General features: G+C 71.6%; 13 protein-coding genes. 5 read left to right on the top strand and 8 right to left on the bottom strand.

The annotated features are described in order from the left end of the window. The first annotated feature begins 66 nt into the window (after positions 1-66). Positions 67-861, top strand: a complete 795-nt coding sequence (locus V2W30_RS05005; protein WP_338693971.1) for a metal-dependent hydrolase — start codon at positions 67-69, stop codon at positions 859-861. A gap of 32 nt (positions 862-893) precedes the next feature. Here the strand turns inward: V2W30_RS05005 and V2W30_RS05000 are convergent, their stop codons facing one another. Both V2W30_RS05000 and V2W30_RS04995 read right to left on the bottom strand, forming a co-directional pair. After that, positions 894-2,684, bottom strand: coding sequence for an ABC transporter ATP-binding protein (locus tag V2W30_RS05000; protein ID WP_338693969.1), 1,791 nt, complete (start codon positions 2,682-2,684; stop codon positions 894-896). Then, positions 2,681-4,495 carry an ABC transporter ATP-binding protein gene (locus tag V2W30_RS04995; RefSeq protein ID WP_338693967.1) on the bottom strand — a complete coding sequence of 605 codons (1,815 nt, stop codon included), beginning with the start codon at positions 4,493-4,495 and terminating at the stop codon, positions 2,681-2,683. The genes V2W30_RS05000 and V2W30_RS04995 overlap by 4 nt, the downstream gene beginning before the upstream one ends. 192 nt (positions 4,496-4,687) lie before the next feature. Here V2W30_RS04995 and V2W30_RS04990 point away from each other — a divergent pair, with 192 nt between their 5' ends. Then, positions 4,688-5,449 carry a hypothetical protein gene (locus V2W30_RS04990; RefSeq protein ID WP_425244485.1) on the top strand — a complete coding sequence of 254 codons (762 nt, stop codon included), beginning with the start codon at positions 4,688-4,690 and terminating at the stop codon, positions 5,447-5,449. Positions 5,450-5,654: 205 nt separating this feature from the next. On the opposite strand, the gene V2W30_RS04985 is transcribed toward V2W30_RS04990, so the two are convergent. Next, positions 5,655-7,172: a glycosyltransferase family 39 protein gene (locus V2W30_RS04985; RefSeq protein ID WP_338693965.1), complete on the bottom strand. Its 1,518-nt coding sequence runs from the start codon at positions 7,170-7,172 to the stop codon at positions 5,655-5,657. 104 nt (positions 7,173-7,276) lie between these two features. On the opposite strand from V2W30_RS04985, the gene V2W30_RS04980 reads away from it, so the two are divergent. Continuing rightward, the gene (locus V2W30_RS04980) at positions 7,277-8,866 is read left to right on the top strand and encodes a peptide-N4-asparagine amidase (protein ID WP_338693964.1); all 1,590 of its coding nucleotides are present in this window, start codon (positions 7,277-7,279) and stop codon (positions 8,864-8,866) included. A gap of 64 nt (positions 8,867-8,930) precedes the next feature. Here the strand turns inward: V2W30_RS04980 and V2W30_RS04975 are convergent, their stop codons facing one another. The 3 genes from V2W30_RS04975 to V2W30_RS04965 all read right to left on the bottom strand — a co-directional run bounded on the left by V2W30_RS04975 (position 8,931) and on the right by V2W30_RS04965 (position 13,895). After that, complete coding sequence (locus tag V2W30_RS04975) at positions 8,931-10,379, bottom strand: Gfo/Idh/MocA family oxidoreductase (RefSeq protein WP_338693963.1); 1,449 nt, start codon at positions 10,377-10,379, stop codon at positions 8,931-8,933. A 128-nt stretch (positions 10,380-10,507) separates the two neighbouring features. Continuing rightward, complete coding sequence (locus V2W30_RS04970) at positions 10,508-13,432, bottom strand: FAD-binding and (Fe-S)-binding domain-containing protein (protein WP_338693962.1); 2,925 nt, start codon at positions 13,430-13,432, stop codon at positions 10,508-10,510. Between the two features lie 19 nt (positions 13,433-13,451). Continuing rightward, positions 13,452-13,895, bottom strand: coding sequence for a MarR family transcriptional regulator (locus V2W30_RS04965; RefSeq protein ID WP_338693961.1), 444 nt, complete (start codon positions 13,893-13,895; stop codon positions 13,452-13,454). Between the two features lie 124 nt (positions 13,896-14,019). Here V2W30_RS04965 and V2W30_RS04960 point away from each other — a divergent pair, with 124 nt between their 5' ends. Both V2W30_RS04960 and mltG read left to right on the top strand, forming a co-directional pair. Further along, entirely contained in the window at positions 14,020-15,834 is a 1,815-nt protein-coding gene (locus tag V2W30_RS04960) for an ABC transporter ATP-binding protein (RefSeq protein ID WP_338693960.1), read from the top strand. 120 nt (positions 15,835-15,954) lie between these two features. Continuing rightward, positions 15,955-16,791, top strand: a complete 837-nt coding sequence (gene mltG / locus V2W30_RS04955) for an endolytic transglycosylase MltG (protein ID WP_338693959.1) — start codon at positions 15,955-15,957, stop codon at positions 16,789-16,791. Between the two features lie 60 nt (positions 16,792-16,851). On the opposite strand, the gene V2W30_RS04950 is transcribed toward mltG, so the two are convergent. Then, a complete protein-coding gene (locus tag V2W30_RS04950; RefSeq protein ID WP_425244484.1) occupies positions 16,852-17,979 on the bottom strand; it encodes an NAD(P)-binding domain-containing protein in 1,128 nt (375 codons plus the stop codon). Positions 17,980-18,031: 52 nt separating this feature from the next. After that, positions 18,032-19,201, bottom strand: coding sequence for an LLM class flavin-dependent oxidoreductase (locus tag V2W30_RS04945; protein WP_338693958.1), 1,170 nt, complete (start codon positions 19,199-19,201; stop codon positions 18,032-18,034). Between the last annotated feature and the right edge of the window lie 4 nt (positions 19,202-19,205).

Raw genomic sequence — 19,205 nt, 5'->3', positions numbered from 1 at the left:
ATGTCGGTACATCGCACGCTGTCGGCACCACGATCGACACAACAGAAGCAGGGGCGGAACACAGCCATGATGGGACCGGCACACTCACTGTCAGGAGCGGCGGCCTGGCTGGGGGTGGGGGCGGCCGCGGCCGCCGCGGGGCATTCGATGCCATGGCCCGTCGTCCTCGTCGGCGCACTGATCTGCGCGGGAGCCGCCCTCGCCCCCGACCTCGACCACAAGGCGGCGACCATCTCGCGCGCCTTCGGACCGCTCTCCCGCGGCCTGTGCGAGATCGTCGACAAACTCTCGTACGCCGTCTACAAGGCCACCCGCAAACCGGGCGACCCGCGTCGCTCGGGCGGCCACCGCACACTCACCCATACGTGGCTGTGGGCCGTCCTCATCGGTGCGGGCACCTCGGTGGCGGCGATCACCGGCGGCCGGTGGACCGTCCTCGCGATCCTCTTCGTCCACCTGGTCCTCGCGATCGAAGGGCTGCTGTGGCGGGCCGCCCGCGGCTCCAGCAGCGACGTCCTCGTCTGGCTGCTCGCGGCGACGAGCGCCTGGATCCTCGCGGGCGTCCTGGACAAGCCGGGCAACGGCGCGGACTGGCTCTTCACCGACCCCGGCCAGGAGTACCTGTGGCTGGGCCTGCCCATCGTGCTCGGCGCCCTGGTCCACGACATCGGCGACGCGCTCACCGTCTCCGGCTGCCCGGTCCTGTGGCCCATCCCGATCGGCCGCAAGCGCTGGTACCCGATCGGACCGCCCAAGGTCATGCGGTTCCGGGCCGGAAGCTGGATCGAGCTGAAGGTGCTCATGCCGGCCTTCATGCTGCTCGGCGGCGTGGGGTGCGCGGCCGCGCTCAACTTCATCTGAGCCCGGCCGCGCCCCACACCCCGCCGGTGCGGCTATCCGTGCCAGGAGCGCCACAGCGCCGCGTACGCCCCGTCGGCCGCGACCAGATCGTCGTGGCTGCCGAGCTCCCGGATACGGCCCTCCTCGACCACGGCGATCACGTCCGCGTCGTGGGCGGTGTGCAGCCGGTGGGCGATCGCCACGACCGTACGGCCGTCCAGGACGCGGGCGAGCGAGCGCTCCAGGTTCCGCGCCGAGCGCGGATCGAGCAGCGACGTCGCCTCGTCCAGGACCAGCGTGTGCGGATCGGCGAGGACCAGCCGGGCCAGGGCGATCTGCTGGGCCTGCGCCGGGGTGAGCGCCACCCCGCCCGAGCCGACCTCCGTGTCGAGGCCGTCGTCCAGGCCGCGCGCCCAGCCGTCGGCGTCGACCGCGCCGAGCGCCGCCCACAGCTCGCCGTCCTCGGCGCCGGAGCGGGCGAGCCGCAGGTTGTCGCGCAGGGAGCCCACGAAGACGTGGTGCTCCTGGTTGACGAGGGCCACGTGGGACCGCACCCGCTCGGCCTGCATCCGGGACAGCTCCGCCCCGCCGAGCGTGACCTGTCCGGTCCGTGGCGCGTAGATCCCGGCGAGCAGCCGGCCGAGCGTCGACTTGCCCGCACCGGACGGGCCGACCAGGGCGAGCCGGGTGCCCGGCGCGACCTCCAGGGAGACCTCGCGCAGCACGTCGACGCCCTCCCGGTAACCGAAGTGCACCTCGTCCGCGTGGACGTCACGGCCGTCGGGCCGCACCGACGCGTCGCCCGCGTCCGGCTCGATGTCCCGGACGCCGACCAGACGGGCCAGGGACACCTGGGCGACCTGCAACTCGTCGTACCAGCGCAGGATCAGGCCCACCGGGTCCACGAGCATCTGCGCGATCAGCGCCGCCGTGGTCAGCTGACCGACGCCGATCCAGCCCTGGAGGACGAAGACGCCGCCGATCAGGAGGACGGACAGCAGGACCAGGACGTGCACGGCGTTGATCACCGGAAAGAGGACCGAGCGCAGGTAGAGCGTGTAGCGCTCCCATTGCGTCCACTCGAAGACGCGCCGCTCCGACAGCTCCACACGACGGTCGCCGAGTCGGTGCGACTCCACGGTTCGTCCCGCGTCCACGGTCTCGGCGAGGGCCGCCGCGACCGCCGCGTACCCGGCGGCCTCCGAGCGGTACGCCGACGGGGCCCGCTTGAAGTACCAGCGGCAGCCCACGACGAGGACCGGGACGGCGACGAGGATCGCGGGGGCCAGCGGCGGCGCCGTCACCGCGAGCCCGCCGATCAGCAGCCCCGCCCACACGACGCCGATGGACAGCTGGGGCACGGCCTCGCGCATGGCGTTCGCGAGCCGGTCGATGTCCGTGGTGATCCGGGACAGCAGGTCGCCCGTGCCGGCCCGCTCCAGGACGCCCGGCGGAAGCCCGACGGAGCGCACCAGGAAGTCCTCGCGCAGATCCGCCAGCATCCGCTCGCCGAGCATCGCCCCGCGCAGCCGCACCTGCCGTACGAACACGGCCTGGATCACCAGGGCGAGCACGAACAAGCCGATGGTGCTGCCCAGATGCAGGTCGCGCAGCGCGTCGGCGCCGTCCGAGACGTCCTGGACGAGACCGCCGAGCAGGTACGGGCCGACCATCGAGGCGACGACCGAGACCGTGTTCACGCCGATCAGCAGCAGGAAGGCGCGCCGGTGGCGCCGGTACAGCTCGACCACATAGGCGCGGACCGTCGCCGGGGCGCCGATCGGCAGGGTGTGCGCGGTGGTGGGGGCCGCCGGGTCGTAGGCCGGGGGCGCTACGCCGATCATGCCGTCTCCTCCATGTCGATCTCGATCTCGGACTCGAGGGCCGGCCCCGTGGCCGTCTCCTCGTCTGTCTCGCGCGTGACCACGGCGCGGTACCGGGGTTCGGTGCGCACCAGCTCCCGGTGTTCACCGACGGCGGCGACCTCGCCCTCGTACACGAACACCACGCGGTCGGCGCGGTCGAGCACCAGCGGCGACGAGGTGAGGACCACCGTCGTGCGGCCGTGGCGCAGGGCCCGTACGCCCTGGGCGATCCGGGCCTCGGTGTGCGAGTCGACGGCGGACGTCGGCTCGTCGAGCACCAGCGCCTCCGGCGCGGCGACCAGGGAGCGTGCCAGGGCCAGGCGCTGGCGCTGGCCACCGGACAGGGACCGGCCGCGCTCGGTGATCCGGGCGCTCATCGGGTCGTCGTCCAGGGACGCCTGGGTGAGCGCGTCGAGGACATCGGTGCACTGCGCCGCGGCCAAGGCCTCCTCGGGCGGTACGGATCCGTCGGAGGGCACGTCGAGCAGCTCGGCGAGCGTGCCCGAGAGCAGCACCGGGTCCTTGTCCTGGACCAGCACCGCGGTACGCGCCACGCCCAGCGGCAGCTCGTCCAGCGGCACCCCGCCGAGGAGCACCGACGGTTGCGGCTTCTCGCCGCCGTCACCGGCCGACGCGGCGTGCCCGCCGAGCCGGTCGGCGAGCCGGCCCGCCAGGTCCGGGTCGCCGCACACCACCGCGGTGAGCAGGCCCGCCGGGGCGAGCACCCCCGTCGCCGGGTCGTACAGATCGCCGGTCGGCGCGGGCGCGTCCCGCAGCCCGCCCGCCGGCTCGGTGACCCGGCGCAGGGCCAGCACCCTGGCCGCGCGCTGCGCCGACGGGCGCGAGAAGGAGTACGCCATGGCGATCTCCTCGAAGTGCCGCAGCGGGTAGTTGAGAATCATCACCGCGCTGTAGATGGTGACCAGCTCGCCGACGGTGATCCGGCCCTCGCGGGCGAGATGGACGCCGTACCAGACGATCACGATCAGGAGCAGGCCGGGAAGGAGGACCTGGACCGCGGAGATCAGCGACCACATGCGGGCGCTGCGCACGGCGGCACGGCGGACCTCCTGCGAGGCGCGGCGGTAGCGGTCGAGGAAGAGTTCCTCACCGCCGATGCCGCGCAGCACCCGCAGTCCGGCGACGGTGTCGGAGGCGAGCTCGGTGGCCCGGCCCGCCTTCTCCCGCTGCTGGTCCGCGCGCCGGGTGGCGCGGGGGAGCAGCGGAAGCACGGCGAGGGCGAGCACCGGCATGCCGATCGCGACGACGACGCCGAGCGCGGGCTGGTAGATCACGAGGCTCACGCAGACCAGGACGACGGTGAGCGCGGCGGCTGCGAAGCGGGACAGCGCCTCGACGAACCAGCCGATCTTCTCGACGTCGCCGGTGGACACGGCCACCACCTCGCCCGCGGCGACCCGCCGGGTCAGGGCGGCGCCGAGCGAGGCGGCCTTGCGGGCGAGGAGCTGCTGGACCCGGGCCGCCGCCGTGATCCAGTTCGTGACTGCCGAGCGGTGCAGCATCGTGTCGCCGAGGGCGATGGCGACGCCGAGCAGCACGATGAGGCCGCCCGCCGTCGCGAGTCCGGAGCCGGAGCCGTCGACCACGGCCTGGACGGCGTAGCCGACGCCGTACGGAAGGCCCGCCACGGAGCCGAAGTGGAGCAGGCCCCAGGCGAGTGACTTGAGCTGGCCACGGAGCTGGTTCCGGCCGAGCCAGAGCAGGAACCGGGGGCCGGAGCGCGCGTCGGGCACGCCCGGGTCGGGGTACGGAAGGTCGGAGATCTGCATGACGTCCCAGGGCTCGAAAAGGGGAACCGAAGTGGGGGATCTGGAGGGGGAGATTCGGCGGAGCAAACCGTGAAAGGTTCGCGCCCCGGAGGGAGGGGAGGCAAACGGTTTTCCGGTGCGGAGCAAAGATTCGGCCCTGATCGACGGCGGGCGGCGGGCCCGGCCCCGGAGCACGCGACGGGTGGTGCGACCATGGAACGCATGCGTAATGCGGGTGCGGTACGAGCAGGGGTCGCCGCGGCGGCCTGTGGCCTTCTTCTGACGACGGTGGCGGCATGCGGCGCCGACGACGGAGGAAGCGGACAGGACACCTCATCGGGCGCGCGCAGTTCGGCGGACGGCGCACGCAACGACGAGGCGCGCACCGTCGACCTCAAGCGCATCCCCAGTGTGGGCGACCGCTACCAGAAGCAGATCCCGGCCGGCGCGCGGCAGGTCGTCGCGGTCTACGGCGACGGGAAGAACTCGGCGGACTCGACGATCGCGCTGTTCACCAAGTCCGGCGACACCTGGAAGAAGCAGCGCAGCTGGTCCGGGCACAACGGCAAGAAGGGCTGGACGACCGAGCACCGCGAGGGCGACAAGCGCAGCCCCGTCGGCGTGTTCACGCTCAGCGACGCGGGCGGTGTCCTCGCCGACCCGGGGTCCAAGCTCCCGTACACGCAGTCGGCGGCGTTCCAGGCGCCGCACTACTGGGCGAAGTCGCACTGGAACGACTTCGACTACGTCATCGCCATCGACTACAACCGGGTCAAGGGCACCTCGCCGAGCGACCCCACCCGACCCGAGGGCCAGTCCAAGGGCGGCAGCATCTGGCTGCACATGGACCACGGCAGTGGCACGTCCGCCTGCGTGAGCCAGTCGAAGGCGAACATGGAGTACCTGCTCACGACGCTCGACCCGAAGCAGCACCCGGTCGTCGTGATGGGCGACAAGGCCGACCTCAAGGCCTGATCGGCCTGACATGACGTGCTGACCTGACCTGACCTGACCTGACCTGACCTGACCGGCACGGCCGACCTGGCCGACCTGGCCGACCTGGCCGACCTGGCCGACCTGGCCGACCCGGCCGACCCGGCCGACCCGGCCGACCCGGCCGGCATGGTCGGCTTGTTCGGTCCGACCGCCCAGTGCGCTGTTCGCGCACCCGCTCACCCGTTCAGTACGCGTGCCGCAGTGACGGCCACAACGCCGACCACCTCCGTGCCGGGCCCTCGCACAGCACGATCGCCGCGTCCTGTTCCTCGTTGTCGATGTCGTGTCCGTTGTCGACGCGGGTGACGGTGCGGCAGCCGGTGAAGAACCGCTCGATGCCGGAGGCGTCGGCCTGACGGACGAGCAGGACGGGTCCGTCCGCCGTGTCCGGCGGCGGGCCCCAGTCGGCGTAGCTCATGTGGCCCGAGTACGGAGCGGGCAGCCCACGCGCCGGGCCGTACCGGTCCAGAGCGCCCGCCTCACCGTAGTTGCCGGTGAACAGTACGGACGTGGCCCGCCGTTCCCCGGGGATACGTGCCCAGCCGTCCCGCGCCGCGTCGGCCAGTTCGGGCCAGCCGAGTTGCTCGCCCTGCTCCTTGTTGGCGGCCATCGGGGCGGCGAGATCGCCGGGCGGCAGCACGGGCAGCGCGATCACGGCGCAGATCGCGGCGGACACGACGACGGCGCCCACCAGCAGCGCGCGCCGCACCCGCACCCGCACCCGACCCGCCCCGGCCCACCGCAGTGTCGGCTCGCACCCCGCCGCGAGCAGGACGACGAGCAGCGGCACCGTGTAGTACCCCTTGCCGCCGAGCGCGAGCACGATCCCGCACAAGAGTGGATACGCGACCGCGAACGCCCGCGCCCACCGCATGTCCGTCGCCCGCCACAGCCGACGCCATCCGGCGATCCACATGGGGACGAACAGCGGTGAGAGATAGACGAGTTGCTCCGGGACGAGCAGTGCGCGGTTCTCCGCGCCGTCGTCCTCGCTGATGCCGCGCGCCACCGTGAGCTGCGGCCAGTCGTGCGCGGCCTGCCACGCCAGAGTGGGCGAGGCCAGCGCGAGCGCCGTCGCGCATCCGGCGACGAACCAGCCGCCGCGCAGCACGCCGCGCGGCCCCACCGCCCCGATCGCCGTGAGCAGTACGACGACGAGCAGCAGGACCAGGTACTTGTTCTGCACGCCGATCCCCGTGACCGCGCCCACCGCGAGCCACCACCGGCCGTCCCCGGTCCGCAGCACACGCAGCACGAGCCAGCTCACCGTCACCCACACCAGCAGGTCGAACGTCGCCGTGCTCACCATGTGCCCGACCGCGAGGACCTGACCGCCGACCGCCGCGAGCCCGGCCGCCAGGAGTTGGGGCCCACGCCCGCCGCCCAGCTCCCGCGCGATCAGAGCGACGACGACCACGGCCGCGGTGATCGCGAGCGTCGCGCACACCCGCAGTCCGACCAGGCTGTCGCCGAACACGGCGGTCGAGACGCGGGCCAGCAGGGGAGTGAGCGGCGGCTGATCCACGTACCCCCAGGAGAGGTGGTGCGCGGCCGCGCGGAAGTACAACTCGTCGCGGTGGTAGCCGTATCGGGCCGAGAGGAGGGTCAGCGCCAGAGCGTGTCCGACGGCGCCGCACAGCAGCGGCCGCCAGGCCGTGGGCGCGAGCGGCGCCCCGTTCTCCCGCTCGGCATCCACACCCATGGCCCCTGCCTTCCCCCGGTGCGCCGGGAGCGTACTGGTGTCGCGGGTGCCGGTCGAGAGGGACGCCATTGCGCGGCGCGCCGGCACACCGTAGAACACCGCCCATGAGAAGACGCGTCATGTCCATGCTCGTCGGGGTGATCCTCACGGCGGGCCCCCTCCTCGCCGGATCGCCGGCGAGCGCCCAACAGGCCGACGTGCCCGCCGAGTTCGGCACCGACTGGCACGACCCGATCACCGCGACCCCGCCCGTCGAGAAGCCCCGGACCAAGGCCTGCGACGTCACCCTCGCCGCGGCGCAGTTCCGCGACTTCACTCCCTACAAGGGGAGTTACACCCCGCCGAAGGGCTGTGGGGACCGCTGGAGCAAGGTGGTGCTGCGACTCGAAGGCGCCGTGAAGGGACGCCAGTTCGACCGCCTCGGCTATCTCCACATCGGCGGCGTCGAGATCCTGCGCACCTCGACCCCCGAGCCCTCCCCGGACGGCATCGCCTGGAACGTCGCGAAGGACGTCACCCGCTACAGCGACACCCTGCGCACCGAACAGCCCGTCGAGATGCTCATCGGCAACGTCGTCAACGACACCTACACCGGCGTCATCGACGTCAAGGCGACCCTCACCTTCTACGCCGCCGACCGGTCGACTCCCGCCGCGCACGCGCCCGATCGGGTGCTGACCCGTGCCGCGGACAACACCGTGACCACGCCCCGCAACAGCGAACGCATCGTCGCCGAGGTGTACGCCACCGGCTCCGGCGGCGGCTGCGAGGAGTACTGGTACCTGACCGTCCCCACCGCCGCCCCGTACTCCTGCAAGGCGGACCCCGGGCCCTACCGCGAGGTACAGATCACGGTCGACGGTCAACTCGCGGGAATCGCCGCCCCGTTCCCGACCGTGTGGACCGGCGGTTGGTCCAACCCCTTCCTCTGGTACGTGATTCCCGGCCCGCGCGCCTTCGACATCAAGCCCATCGAGTACGACCTCACGCCGTTCGCGGGACTGCTCAACGACGGCCGGCCGCACCGCGTCGAGGTGTCCGTCGTCGGCGTCCCACAGGGGCAGAGCGGCTGGAGCACCCCGGTGAACATCCTGGCCTGGCAGGACGCCGGCCGCTCCCACGTCACCGGCGCGCTCACCGACCACCGGGTCGGAGAACTCTCCAACTCCTCGCTCTACACACCCGGTTCGGGTGAGGAGCGGCACCGCCTCGACACGGACGGCGGGCACAGCCTCAGCGTCAGCGGCTACGTGAACACCTCGCACGGCCGCGTCGCCACCACCGTCAGCCGCACCCTCGCCACCACCTCCGTGCACCAGTGGACCGACGGCGAGAACACCGACGCGCTCACGGCCACGTGGACCGACCGCGAGAGCGTCCGCGTCGACGGGCGCACCACCCGCACCCATCGCACGTACACCATGGACGGCACCACGACGCTCGGCGCGGACGACCGGCTGCGCACCGTGATCGCCCTCGGCGACCGGGACGCGACGAGCACCGGCGGTGCCTGGACCGTCCGCGACGACACGTACACCGGCGACGCGACCTACACGTCGAGCGCCCCGCGCGAGGAACGCCATGCCGTCGGTGTCACGGGGGAGCGCTACCGTGTGCACGGCCCCGGACGCTGCTACGACCGCGAACTCCGCACCGAACAAGGTACGTTGACGATCGACCGTACGCGCTGCTGAGCGGCCGCGGGGCCCGGCACGGCCGGGCCCCGCACCCCTCAGGAGTCACGCCCCTGAGCGGGACTCACTCGGCGGGCTTCTCCGAGTCGACACCGCCGCGCTTCCTGCGCCATTCACCGCGAGTGAAGTCCGGGATCTGCTGCGGCGCGCCGTTCGCCTTGATCGACAGATGGCTCAGCGGCACCGGAGACGTCCAGGTCGCGGCGTCGTACACGTCGAAGTCCGGTACGAGACCGAGTCGCATCGTCTGCATGAGGCGGTACACCATGATGTAGTCCATGCCGCCGTGGCCACCCGGCGGATCGGCGTGCTCCTTCCACAGCCAGTGGTCCCAGTCGGCGTACCGCGCGAAGTCGCCCCACGCGTCGTTCGTCTGGTCGGGTTCGAGATAGATGCGTGCCGGATAGTCCTCGAACACGCCCTTGGTGCCGCCCAGTTGATTGATGCGGGAGTACGGGTGCGGGGTGCTGACGTCGTGTTCCAGACGGATCACCCGGCCCTTCGCCGTCTGGACGAGACTGATCGTCCGGTCCGACTCGACATAGGTCTCCTTCCAACTCGGGTCGTCCTTGGGCATGTTGGCCGCTCGGTACTCGGCCAGACCGAGCGAGGGCGTGCCGAAGCTGGAGATGTGGGTGACGCGATCGCCGCGGTTGATGTCCATGTAGTTGGCGACCGGACCGAACCCGTGATTGGGGTACAGATCCCCGCGCAGCCGCGTGTGCCACAGCCGCCGCCACGGACCCTCGTAGTAGTCGGGGTCGAACATCAGGCCGCGCAGATCATGGTTGTACGCCCCCGCCCCGTGCAGGAGTTGGCCGAACTTGCCCGCGTGCGCCATGCGCAGGACCCGCATCTCGTTGCGGCCGTAGCAGCAGTTCTCCAACTGCATGCAGTGTCTGCGTGTGCGCTCCGAGAGATCCACCAGCTCCCACAACTGGTCGAGCTGGAGCGCGATCGGACACTCGACGCCGACATGCTTGCCGTTGAGCATCGCCGTCTTCGCCATCTCGAAGTGCCAGTCCCACGGCGTCGCCGCGTACACGAAGTCGAGATCGCCGCGCTTGCACAGGTTCTCGAAGTCGTGATCGCCCTTGGTGTACGTCGCCGGAGCCGGCTGGCCCGCGGCCGTCACCTTGGCCGCCGCACGCTCCGTCTTGTCCTTCACCGGGTCGCACAGCGCCACGATGAGGACCCCCGGCATGGCGAGGAACAGGTCGATCATGCTTCCGCCGCGGTTGCCGAGCCCGATGATCCCGACGCGTACCGTGGAGCGCCGCTCGAAGGGCACTCCGGCCATCGTCGCGCCCTGCCGCTCCGGCGCGGCCGCGACGGCACCGGACGAGGTGTCAGCTTGCGCTGCCTGAGCCGTGGGGGAACCGAACGCGGCGATGCCGAGTCCCGCGCCCGCGACGCCCGCGGTGCGCAGGACATCACGCCGCGAGTGACCGCCGTCGGACGGCTCGGGGTTCTCCGGGCCGGGATGCTGCGTCCGGTCGTCGTTGTCGTGCATCGAACCTCCAAGGTGGTGGGTGCGGTGCCGGGCAAACGGCAGCCACCTTGGAGGTGATGACAGTTGGACGCAAGGGACTGAAGGGGCCGAGGAGTTGGACTTCTTTACCGGCCCTTGAAGTGCGCCGGTCAGCGGGCGGGGCGCGTCGCCCGCTCCAGCTCCACGAGGACGGAGTAGTACGAGCGGCCCGTCGCGTGGTCCATGCCGACCTCGCACATCCGGTTGGCCGACAGGTGCGCGTCGTAGGCGCGGGACGTGACCTCCACGGCTTCCTTGCGGGTCGCGGACTCGGTCAACTCCTTGTGGAGCATGCCCCGGTCGCCCGCGAAGGCGCAGCAGCCCGCGTCGTCCGGGACGACCACCTCGTCGGCGCACGCCTCGGCGAGCGCCCTCAACTGCGCGACATCACCCAGGTGTTCCATGGAACAGGTCGGATGGAGGACGGCGGAGCCGATCGTGCGCTCCACCGTGAGGTGCGGCAGCAATTCCTCGGCGGCCCACACCAGGGAGTCCACGATCGTCAGCTCCTTGTGCAACTCCCTGTTGTCGTCGGTGAGATACGGAACCACCTCGTGCGCGATGCCCAGCGTGCACGACGACGCGTCCACGACGAGCGGGAGCCGGCCACCCGCCGTCCAGCCCCAGGCCGCTTCCACGATCCGGTTCGCCATCACCTTGTTGCCGTCGTCGTAGCCCTTGGAGTGCCAGATCGTGGCGCAGCACGTCCCCGCGACGTCCTTCGGGATCCACACCGGTCGTCCCGCGCGCGCGGACACCGCGACGACGGCCTGCGGGAGCGACAGGTCGCCGGGCGTCCCGAAGATGCGATTGACGCACGCCGGGTAGTAGACGGCAGTGGCCCCCACCCGCTCGGTACGGGGCAGCGCACGGGCGGCGGCGCCCGGAATCTCCGGCAGCCACTCCGGTACCAGATCCGGCCGGACCGCCTTGCGCGCCGCGGTCGTCACCCGGGTCAGCAGCCGGTCACTGATCTTGTCGGCGGCCGCCACGGCGAGCCGCGCGGACGCCTCGACGGCCTTGAAGTTCTTCGCGGCGAGCGCCGCGACCTTCTCCTCCCGGGGCGTGTGCCGCGCGTGCCGGAAACTCTTCATGAACGCACCCGTGTCGATGCCGACCGGGCAGGCCAGCTTGCACGTGGAGTCCCCGGCGCAGGTGTCCACCGCGTCGTACCCGTACGCGTCGATCAGCGCGTCCTCGACCGGCGAACCCGAGGGCTGGCGCATCATCTCCCGCCGCAGCACGATCCGCTGGCGCGGGGTCGTCGTCACGTCCTCGCTGGGGCACGTGGGCTCACAGAAGCCGCACTCGATGCACGGGTCCGCGATCGCCTCGACCTTGGGGATGGTCTTCAGGCCGCGCAGATGCGCCTTCGGGTCGCGGTCGAGCACGATACGCGGCGCGAGGACCCCGTCCGGGTCGATGACCTGCTTCGTACGCCACATCAACTCGGTGGCCCTGGGCCCCCATTCGAGCTCCAGGAACGGCGCGATGTTGCGGCCCGTCGCGTGCTCCGCCTTCAGGGAGCCGTCGAACCGCTCCACCGTCAGTCGGCAGAAGTCGTCCATGAACGCCGCGTACCGGTCGACGTCCGTCGGCTCCGCCGCGTCGAACGCGAGCAGGAAGTGCAGGTTCCCGTGCGCCGCGTGACCGGCCACCGCGGCGTCGAACCCGTGCCGCGTCTGAAGCTCGAGGAGCGCCTCGCACGCCTCCGCCAGGCGCGACGGCGGCACCGCGAAGTCCTCCGTGATCAGCGTGGTCCCCGACGGCCGCGAACCGCCGACCGCCGTCACGAACGCCTTGCGCGCCTTCCAGTAGCCCGCGATCGCCTTCGGGTCCCGCGTGAACGCGTTCGTCACCGAGGCGACCGGCGCGACCAGGTCCAGCCCTTCGAGGGCCTGCGACGCCGCCTCCTCATAAGCGGCCTGCGCCTCCTCGTCCGGCGCGCGGAACTCGACGAGCAGCGCCGTCGTCTCCTTCGGCAGGTCGGCCCAGTCCCGCGGCACCCCCTGCACACTGACCGAAGCACGCAGCGTATTGCCGTCCATCAGCTCTACGGCCAGCGCCCCCGCCGCGTTGAAGACGGGCACCGCCGCGGCGGCCGCCGTGAGGGTCGGGAAGAACAGCAGCGCCGTCGACACCTTCCGGTCCAACGGCAGCGTGTCGAAGACGACTTCGGAGATGAACCCGAAGGTGCCCTCCGAGCCGACCATCAGGCCGCGCAGGATCTCCACCGGCGTCGCACCGTCGAGGAACGCGTCGAGCCGGTAGCCGTTCGTGTTCTTGATCTCGTACTTGGCGCGGATCCGGCGGCTGAGCTCCGCGTCCGCCTCGATCTCCCGCTTGATCGCTGACAGCCCCTCGCAGAGCTTCGGTTCGGCGTGCGCCAACTGCGCGTCCGCGTCCGGATCCGCCGTGTCCACGACCGTGCCCGACGGCAGCACGAAGGTCAGCGAGGCGAGCGTGCGGTACGAGTTGCGCGTGGTGCCGGCCGTCATCCCCGACGCGTTGTTCGCCACGACCCCGCCGATGGTGCAGGCGATCGCGCTCGCCGGGTCCGGACCGAGCACCCGGCCGTGCCGGGCCAGCGTCGCGTTGGCCCGCACGATCGTCGTGCCGGGGCCGATCCGGGCCCGCTCGCCGTCGCCGAGCACCTCGACGCCCGACCAGAACTTGCGGACGTCGACCAGGATGTCCTCGCCCTGCGCCTGCCCGTTCAACGAGGTGCCCGCCGCGCGGAAGACGACCTCGCGGCCCTTGCCGTGCGCGTACGACAGCACGGCCGACACATCGTCGATGTCCTCGGCGACCACCACGACCTGCGGCACGAACCGGTACGGGCTCGCGTCCGAGGCGTACCGGACCAGATCCGAGATCTTGGTGAGGACCTTGTCCGCGCCCAGCAGCTCCGTCAGCTCGGAGCGCAGCGGCTCGGCGGTGCCGCCTGCCTGCCGGTCCGTGACCCGGTCGGGCGCCGGGCCCGAGGGGCGGGACGCGGGACGCAGGGCTTGCGGCTTCGGCTCCAGCAGCGGCATGGCCTCTCCTTGCTCGCGGTCAGCACTCCGGGGTGCGGGGGGTCTCGTACAGCGCGTTCAGCAGCACCGTCAGCTGCGCGCGCTGCTCCGCGTCCAACGGTGCCAGGATCTCCTCTGCCGCCGCGCGGCGCGCGCTGCGCAGCTCCCGCAGAGCGGCGCGGCCCTTCTCGGTCAGCTCGATCCGGATGACGCGGCGGTTGGTCGGGTCGGGCACCCGGCGCACCAGATCACCCGCCTCCAGACCGTCGACGGTGCTGGTCACCGCGCGGGGCACCACCTCCAGGCGCTGCGCGAGATCGGCCATCCGCGGCGGTGTCTCGTAGTGCACCAGCGTGCGCAGCAGCCGGGACTGCGCGGGCGTGATCCCGACCGGCTCCAGCTGGCGCTTCTGGATGCGCTGCAAGCGGCGGGTGAGCCGCAGCAACTGCTCGGCGAGGAAGCCGTCGGCGTCCGGGGTACTCATGCGGGGAACAATATCAGGACCACGTGCATTGTGAGTATAGGTAACAATGAGCTATGCTCCTCGAGTCGAGCTCGGCTGCTGTCCGCCGGGCTCGCGACGTACCCTTTTCCTGCCTAGGAGGCCCATGCCCCGCGACGAAATCAACTGGACGCCGCCCCCCGATGCCACGACATTGGGCCAGCCGCGGCAGATCCGCCGCATCCTGTCCCTCTTCCGCCCCTACCGCGGTCGGCTCGCCCTCGTCGGGCTGCTCGTCGCCGCCTCCTCGCTGGTCACGGTCGCGACGCCGTTCCTGCTCAAGGAGATCCTCGACGTCGCCATCCCCGAGGGCCGCACCGGGCTGCTCAGCCTGCTCGCCCTCGGCATGATCGTCAGCGCCGTCGTCACCAGCGTCTTCGGCGTCCTGCAGACCCTGATCTCGACGACCGTCGGCCAGCGCGTCATGCACGACCTGCGCACCGCGGTGTACGGACGCCTGCAGAGCATGTCGCTCGCCTTCTTCACCAAGACCCGCACCGGCGAGGTCCAGTCCCGCATCGCCAACGACATCGGCGGCATGCAGGCGACCGTGACCTCCACCGCGACGTCCCTCGTCTCGAACCTGACGAGCGTCATCGCCACGATCGTCGCCATGGTCGCTCTCGACTGGCGCCTGACGGTCGTCTCCCTCCTTCTGCTGCCGGTCTTCGTGTGGATCGCCCGCCGCGTCGGGCGCGAGCGCAAGAAGATCGCCACGCAGCGCCAGAAGCAGATGGCCGCGATGGCCGCCACCGTCACCGAGTCGCTGTCCGTCAGCGGCATCCTGCTCGGCCGCACCATGGGCCGCGCCGACTCCCTGACCAAGGCGTTCGCCGACGAGTCCGACGAACTGGTCGGCCTGGAAGTCCGGTCGAACATGGCGGGGCGCTGGCGCATGGCGGTCATCAGCATCGTCATGGCCGCGATGCCGGCCGTCATCTACTGGGCGGCCGGCATCGCCTTCCAGATGGGCGGCCCGAGCGTCTCCATCGGCACGCTGGTCGCCTTCGTCTCGCTCCAGCAGGGCCTGTTCCGGCCGACCGTGAGCCTGTTGCAGACCGGCGTCCAGATCCAGACCTCGCTCGCCCTGTTCCAGCGCATCTTCGAGTACCTCGACCTGCCCGTCGACATCACCGAGCGGGAGAACCCGGTCCGGCTCGACACCATCAAGGGCGAGGTCCGCTTCGAGGACGTCGAGTTCCGCTACGACGCCGCGGACCAGCGGCAGCGGCCCATCCTCGACGGTATCGACCTCACCGTCCCCGCCGGCGGCTCCCTCGCCGTCGTCGGCTCCACCGGCTCCGGCAAGTCCACGCTCAGCTACCTGGTACCGCGGCTGTACGACGTCACGGGCGGCCGCGTCACGGTCGACGGGGTCGATGTGCGCGACCTGGACTTCGACACTTTGGCCCGCGCCGTCGGGGTCGTCTCGCAGGAGACGTACCTGTTCCACGCCTCGGTCGCCGAGAACCTCCGGTTCGCCAAGCCCGACGCCACCGACGAGGAGCTGCACGCCGCTGCCAGGGCCGCCCAGATCCACGAGCACATAGCCGCCCTGCCCGACGGGTACGACACCGTGGTCGGCGAGCGCGGCCACCGGTTCTCCGGCGGTGAGAAGCAGCGCCTGGCGATCGCCAGGACCATCCTGCGCGATCCGCCGATCCTCATCCTGGACGAGGCGACCAGCGCCCTCGACACCCGCACCGAGCGGGCCGTCCAGGAAGCCATCGACGCGCTCTCGGCCGATCGCACCACGCTCACCATCGCGCACCGCCTCTCCACCATCCGGGGAGCCGACCAGATAGTGGTCCTGGACTCCGGGCGGATCGCCGAGCGCGGTACCCACGAGGAGCTCCTCGCCCAGGACGGTCGGTACGCGGCGCTCGTCCAGCGCGACGCCCAGCTGGAGCCGGCCGCGTGACCGCGTGAGCGGGCCCGGACCGCACACGCCGTGCGGGGCGCTGGCCCACCCGGGGCCGGTGCGAGTCTCCGACATGAAGATATGCCGGGAATGCCCTGATGTGCGGGTTACCGTTCCCGCATGCTGAACGAGACTCCGCGACGGAGCACCATCCGACTCACGCGCCGCGGGCGCGTCGCCCTGATGGCGACCGGGGCCGTCGTGGCGGCCACCGCCGTCGCGGTGCCACTGGCCCTCGCAGGCGGCGACGAAGGGCGGCCCACAGCACTGACCATCCCGGAAGGGTGGCGCTCGGGCCAGATCTACGCCGCCGTGGACAAGGCGCTCGAACTGCCTGCGGGCAGCACGAAGAAGGCCGTGCCCAAGGCGGGCCTCAAGCTTCCGAGTGACGCGGGTGGCAATCCCGAGGGGTACCTCTTCCCGGCGACGTATCCGCTGACCGACAAGTCGACACCGCAGTCCGTCCTGGCGTACATGGTGAACACGGCCAACAAGAAGTACGGCGGCCCGAACACCACGGCGGGCGCCGACCACGACGCGATGAACCTGTACCAGACGGTCACCATCGCGAGCATCGTCGAGGCCGAGGCGGACAACGCACAGGACATGGCCAAGGTCGCCCGCGTCATCCTCAACCGGCTCGACCACGGCATGCCGCTCCAGATGGACTCCACCATCAACTACGCGCTCGGCCGCTCCACGCTCGCCACCAGCGACAAGGACACCAAGCTCCAGAGTCCGTACAACACGTACGCGCGCATGGGGCTGCCCCCCTCTCCCATCGGCAACCCGGGCGAGCAGGCGCTGAAGGCGGCCATCAGCCCGGCGCAGGGGGACTGGCTGTACTTCGTCACGGTCAAGCCGGGCGACACCCGCTTCACCGCGGACTTCGACGAGCAGCAGCGGAACGTCGCGGAGTTCAACAAGAACCAGGCCAAGGCGGAGAAGTCGGGCTGACCCGGACGACCTCACGGGCGCGGCGCCGGACGTCGCGCCCGCGCACTGTCCGGGCCTGTCTCACACCGCGGGGACGGACACCGGCTCCCCGGCCAGCAGCCGCCGAATCTCCCGCACCGCGGCCCGCCCGGCCCGGTTCGCGCCGATGGTGCTCGCCGATGGGCCGTACCCCACCAGATGCACCCGGGGATCGAGCGCCGCGCGCGTGCCCTCCATCCGGATGCCGCCGCCCGGCTCGCGCAGCCTGAGCGGCGCCAGATGGTCGATCGCCGCCCGGAAGCCGGTGGCCCACAGGATCACATCGGCCTCGACCGTGCGCCCGTCGTCCCAGGCCACACCCGTCGGCGTGATCCGGTCGAACATCGGGAGACGGTCCAGGACCCCGTGCGCGCGGGCCGCGCGGATCGCGTCGTTCACCGCGAGCCCGGTCACCGAGACGACACTCAGCGGCGTCAGCCCCTCCCGCACCCGCTCCTCCACCATCGCGACGGCCGACCGGCCCCAGTCCTCGGTGAACGGCCCCTCGCGGAAGATCGGCGGCCGGCGCGTCACCCAGGTCGTCGCGGCCGCGTACGGAGCGATCTCCATCAGGTGCTGCGTACCGGACGCGCCACCGCCCACCACGACGACCCGCTGCCCGGCGAACTCCTTGGGCCCCGGGTACTGCGCGGTGTGCAACTGCCGCCCGCGGAACGATTCCTGGCCCGGGTAGCGCGGCCAGAACGGCCGGTCCCAGGTGCCCGTCGCGTTGATCAGGGCACGGGTCGACCACACCCCGTCCGACGTCTCGACGCGCAGCCGCCCGTCCTGCCCTTCCCGTACGGCCCGTACGTCGACGGGGCGCCGTACGCGCAGATCGAAGGTCTCCTCGTACGCGGTGAAGTACTCGGCGATGACCTCCGAGGAGGGACGGGCCGGGTCGGCGCCGGTGAGTTCCATGCCCGGCAACGCATGCATGCCGTGAACCTTGCCGTAGGTCAGGGACGGCCAGCGGAACTGCCAGGCGCCGCCCGGCCGGGGTGCGTGGTCGAGAACGACGAAGTCGCGCTCCGGCTCGAATCCGGACCGCCGCAGATGGTGGGCGGCGGACAGACCGGCCTGACCGGCGCCGATGACCACTACGGCCACCGACCGGTGCTGCCCCGCGTCCGTCGCGGCGGCGGTGTCTCGTACCCCGATGTCGTTCACGTTTCTACCAACTCGACCGGGGCCCGAGATCTTCCCGTACGCCGTGCCTGGCTCAGCGCCCGCTCGCGCTCAGCAGCGGCGCACCCCCCTGAGGGGCGACGGACTTCAGCAGTCCGCGCGCCGCCAGTTCCGGGATCACGCCCTCCCCGAACCAGTACGCCTCTTCCAGATGCGGATAGCCGGAGAGCACGAAGTGCTCCACGCCGAGCGCGTGGTACTCCTCGATCCGGTCCGCGACCTCCGCGTGGCTGCCGACCAGCGCCGTACCGGCCCCGCCGCGCACCAGGCCCACGCCCGCCCACAGATTGGGCGAGATCTCCAGCCCCTCGCGCTTGCCGCCGTGCAGCGCGAGCATCCGCTGCTGCCCCACGGACTCGCTGCGCCCGAGCGCGGCCTGCGCCGCGGCGACGGTCTCGGGGGAGAGGTCGTCGAGCAGCCGGTCCGCCGTCGCCCATGCCTCCCGCGACGAGTCGCGGGAGATCGTGTGCAGCCGGATCCCGAACCGGACGGTGCGGCCCTCCCGCTCGGCGAGCGACCGGATCCAGTCGATCTTCTCCTTGACCTGCTGCGGCGGCTCGCCCCACGTCAGATAGACGTCCGTGTGCCGCGCCGCGACCGGCCCGGCCGCGGCCGACGAACCCCCGAAGAAGATCTGCGGCAGCGGGTCCGGCGGCAGCGCCGAGAACCCGGCGTCGACCTGGTAATGCTCACCGGAGAAGTCGTACGGGCTCCGCGCCGTCCCGCCCCACACGCCGCGCACGACCGAGAGGAACTCGTCGGTGCGGGCGTAGCGGCGGTCGTGGTCGAGGTGGTCGCCGTAGCGCCGCTGCTCGGTCGAGTCGCCTCCGGTGACGACGTTGAGCAACAGCCGCCCGTTCGTGAGGCGTTGGTACGTCGAGGCCATCTGCGCGGCGAGCACCGGCGAGATCACGCCGGGCCGGAACGCCACGAGGAACTTCAGCCGCTCGGTGTGCTGGGCGAGCGCGACCGTCGTCAGCCACGCGTCCTCGCACCACGTGCCGGTCGGCGTCAGCACCGCTTCGAAGCCCAACTGCTCGGCCGCCTTGGCTATCTGGACGAGGTAGTCGAGGCTCGGCGCGCGTACTCCGGCGATCGCGCCGCCGGGCGTACGTTCCAGCGCGCCCGCGGAGAAGGCGTGCCGGTCCACGAGGGTGCGGCCGTCGCCGCCGGTCGGCAGGAACCAGTGCAGAGAGACGGTCATGGGG

Origin of the sequence: Streptomyces sp. Q6, assembly GCF_036967205.1 — a bacterium.
Taxonomy (GTDB): domain Bacteria; phylum Actinomycetota; class Actinomycetes; order Streptomycetales; family Streptomycetaceae; genus Streptomyces; species Streptomyces citrinus.
The sequence above is the reverse complement of the archived record's forward strand: the minus strand, read 5'-3'. Positions and strand labels throughout refer to the sequence as shown.

What these genes read in the sequence shown, in the direction of transcription:
- V2W30_RS04975 (WP_338693963.1), bottom strand. Translation starts at nt 10,379, where the DNA reads ATGCACGACAACGACGACCGGACGCAGCATCCCGGCCCGGAGAACCCC.
- V2W30_RS04965 (WP_338693961.1), bottom strand. Translation starts at nt 13,895, where the DNA reads ATGAGTACCCCGGACGCCGACGGCTTCCTCGCCGAGCAGTTGCTGCGG.
- V2W30_RS04985 (WP_338693965.1), bottom strand. Translation starts at nt 7,172, where the DNA reads ATGGGTGTGGATGCCGAGCGGGAGAACGGGGCGCCGCTCGCGCCCACG.
- mltG (WP_338693959.1), top strand. Translation starts at nt 15,955, where the DNA reads ATGCTGAACGAGACTCCGCGACGGAGCACCATCCGACTCACGCGCCGC.
- V2W30_RS04970 (WP_338693962.1), bottom strand. Translation starts at nt 13,432, where the DNA reads ATGCCGCTGCTGGAGCCGAAGCCGCAAGCCCTGCGTCCCGCGTCCCGC.
- V2W30_RS04980 (WP_338693964.1), top strand. Translation starts at nt 7,277, where the DNA reads ATGAGAAGACGCGTCATGTCCATGCTCGTCGGGGTGATCCTCACGGCG.
- V2W30_RS04990 (WP_425244485.1), top strand. Translation starts at nt 4,688, where the DNA reads ATGGAACGCATGCGTAATGCGGGTGCGGTACGAGCAGGGGTCGCCGCG.
- V2W30_RS05000 (WP_338693969.1), bottom strand. Translation starts at nt 2,684, where the DNA reads ATGATCGGCGTAGCGCCCCCGGCCTACGACCCGGCGGCCCCCACCACC.
- V2W30_RS04995 (WP_338693967.1), bottom strand. Translation starts at nt 4,495, where the DNA reads ATGCAGATCTCCGACCTTCCGTACCCCGACCCGGGCGTGCCCGACGCG.
- V2W30_RS04960 (WP_338693960.1), top strand. Translation starts at nt 14,020, where the DNA reads ATGCCCCGCGACGAAATCAACTGGACGCCGCCCCCCGATGCCACGACA.
- V2W30_RS05005 (WP_338693971.1), top strand. Translation starts at nt 67, where the DNA reads ATGATGGGACCGGCACACTCACTGTCAGGAGCGGCGGCCTGGCTGGGG.
- V2W30_RS04945 (WP_338693958.1), bottom strand. Translation starts at nt 19,201, where the DNA reads ATGACCGTCTCTCTGCACTGGTTCCTGCCGACCGGCGGCGACGGCCGC.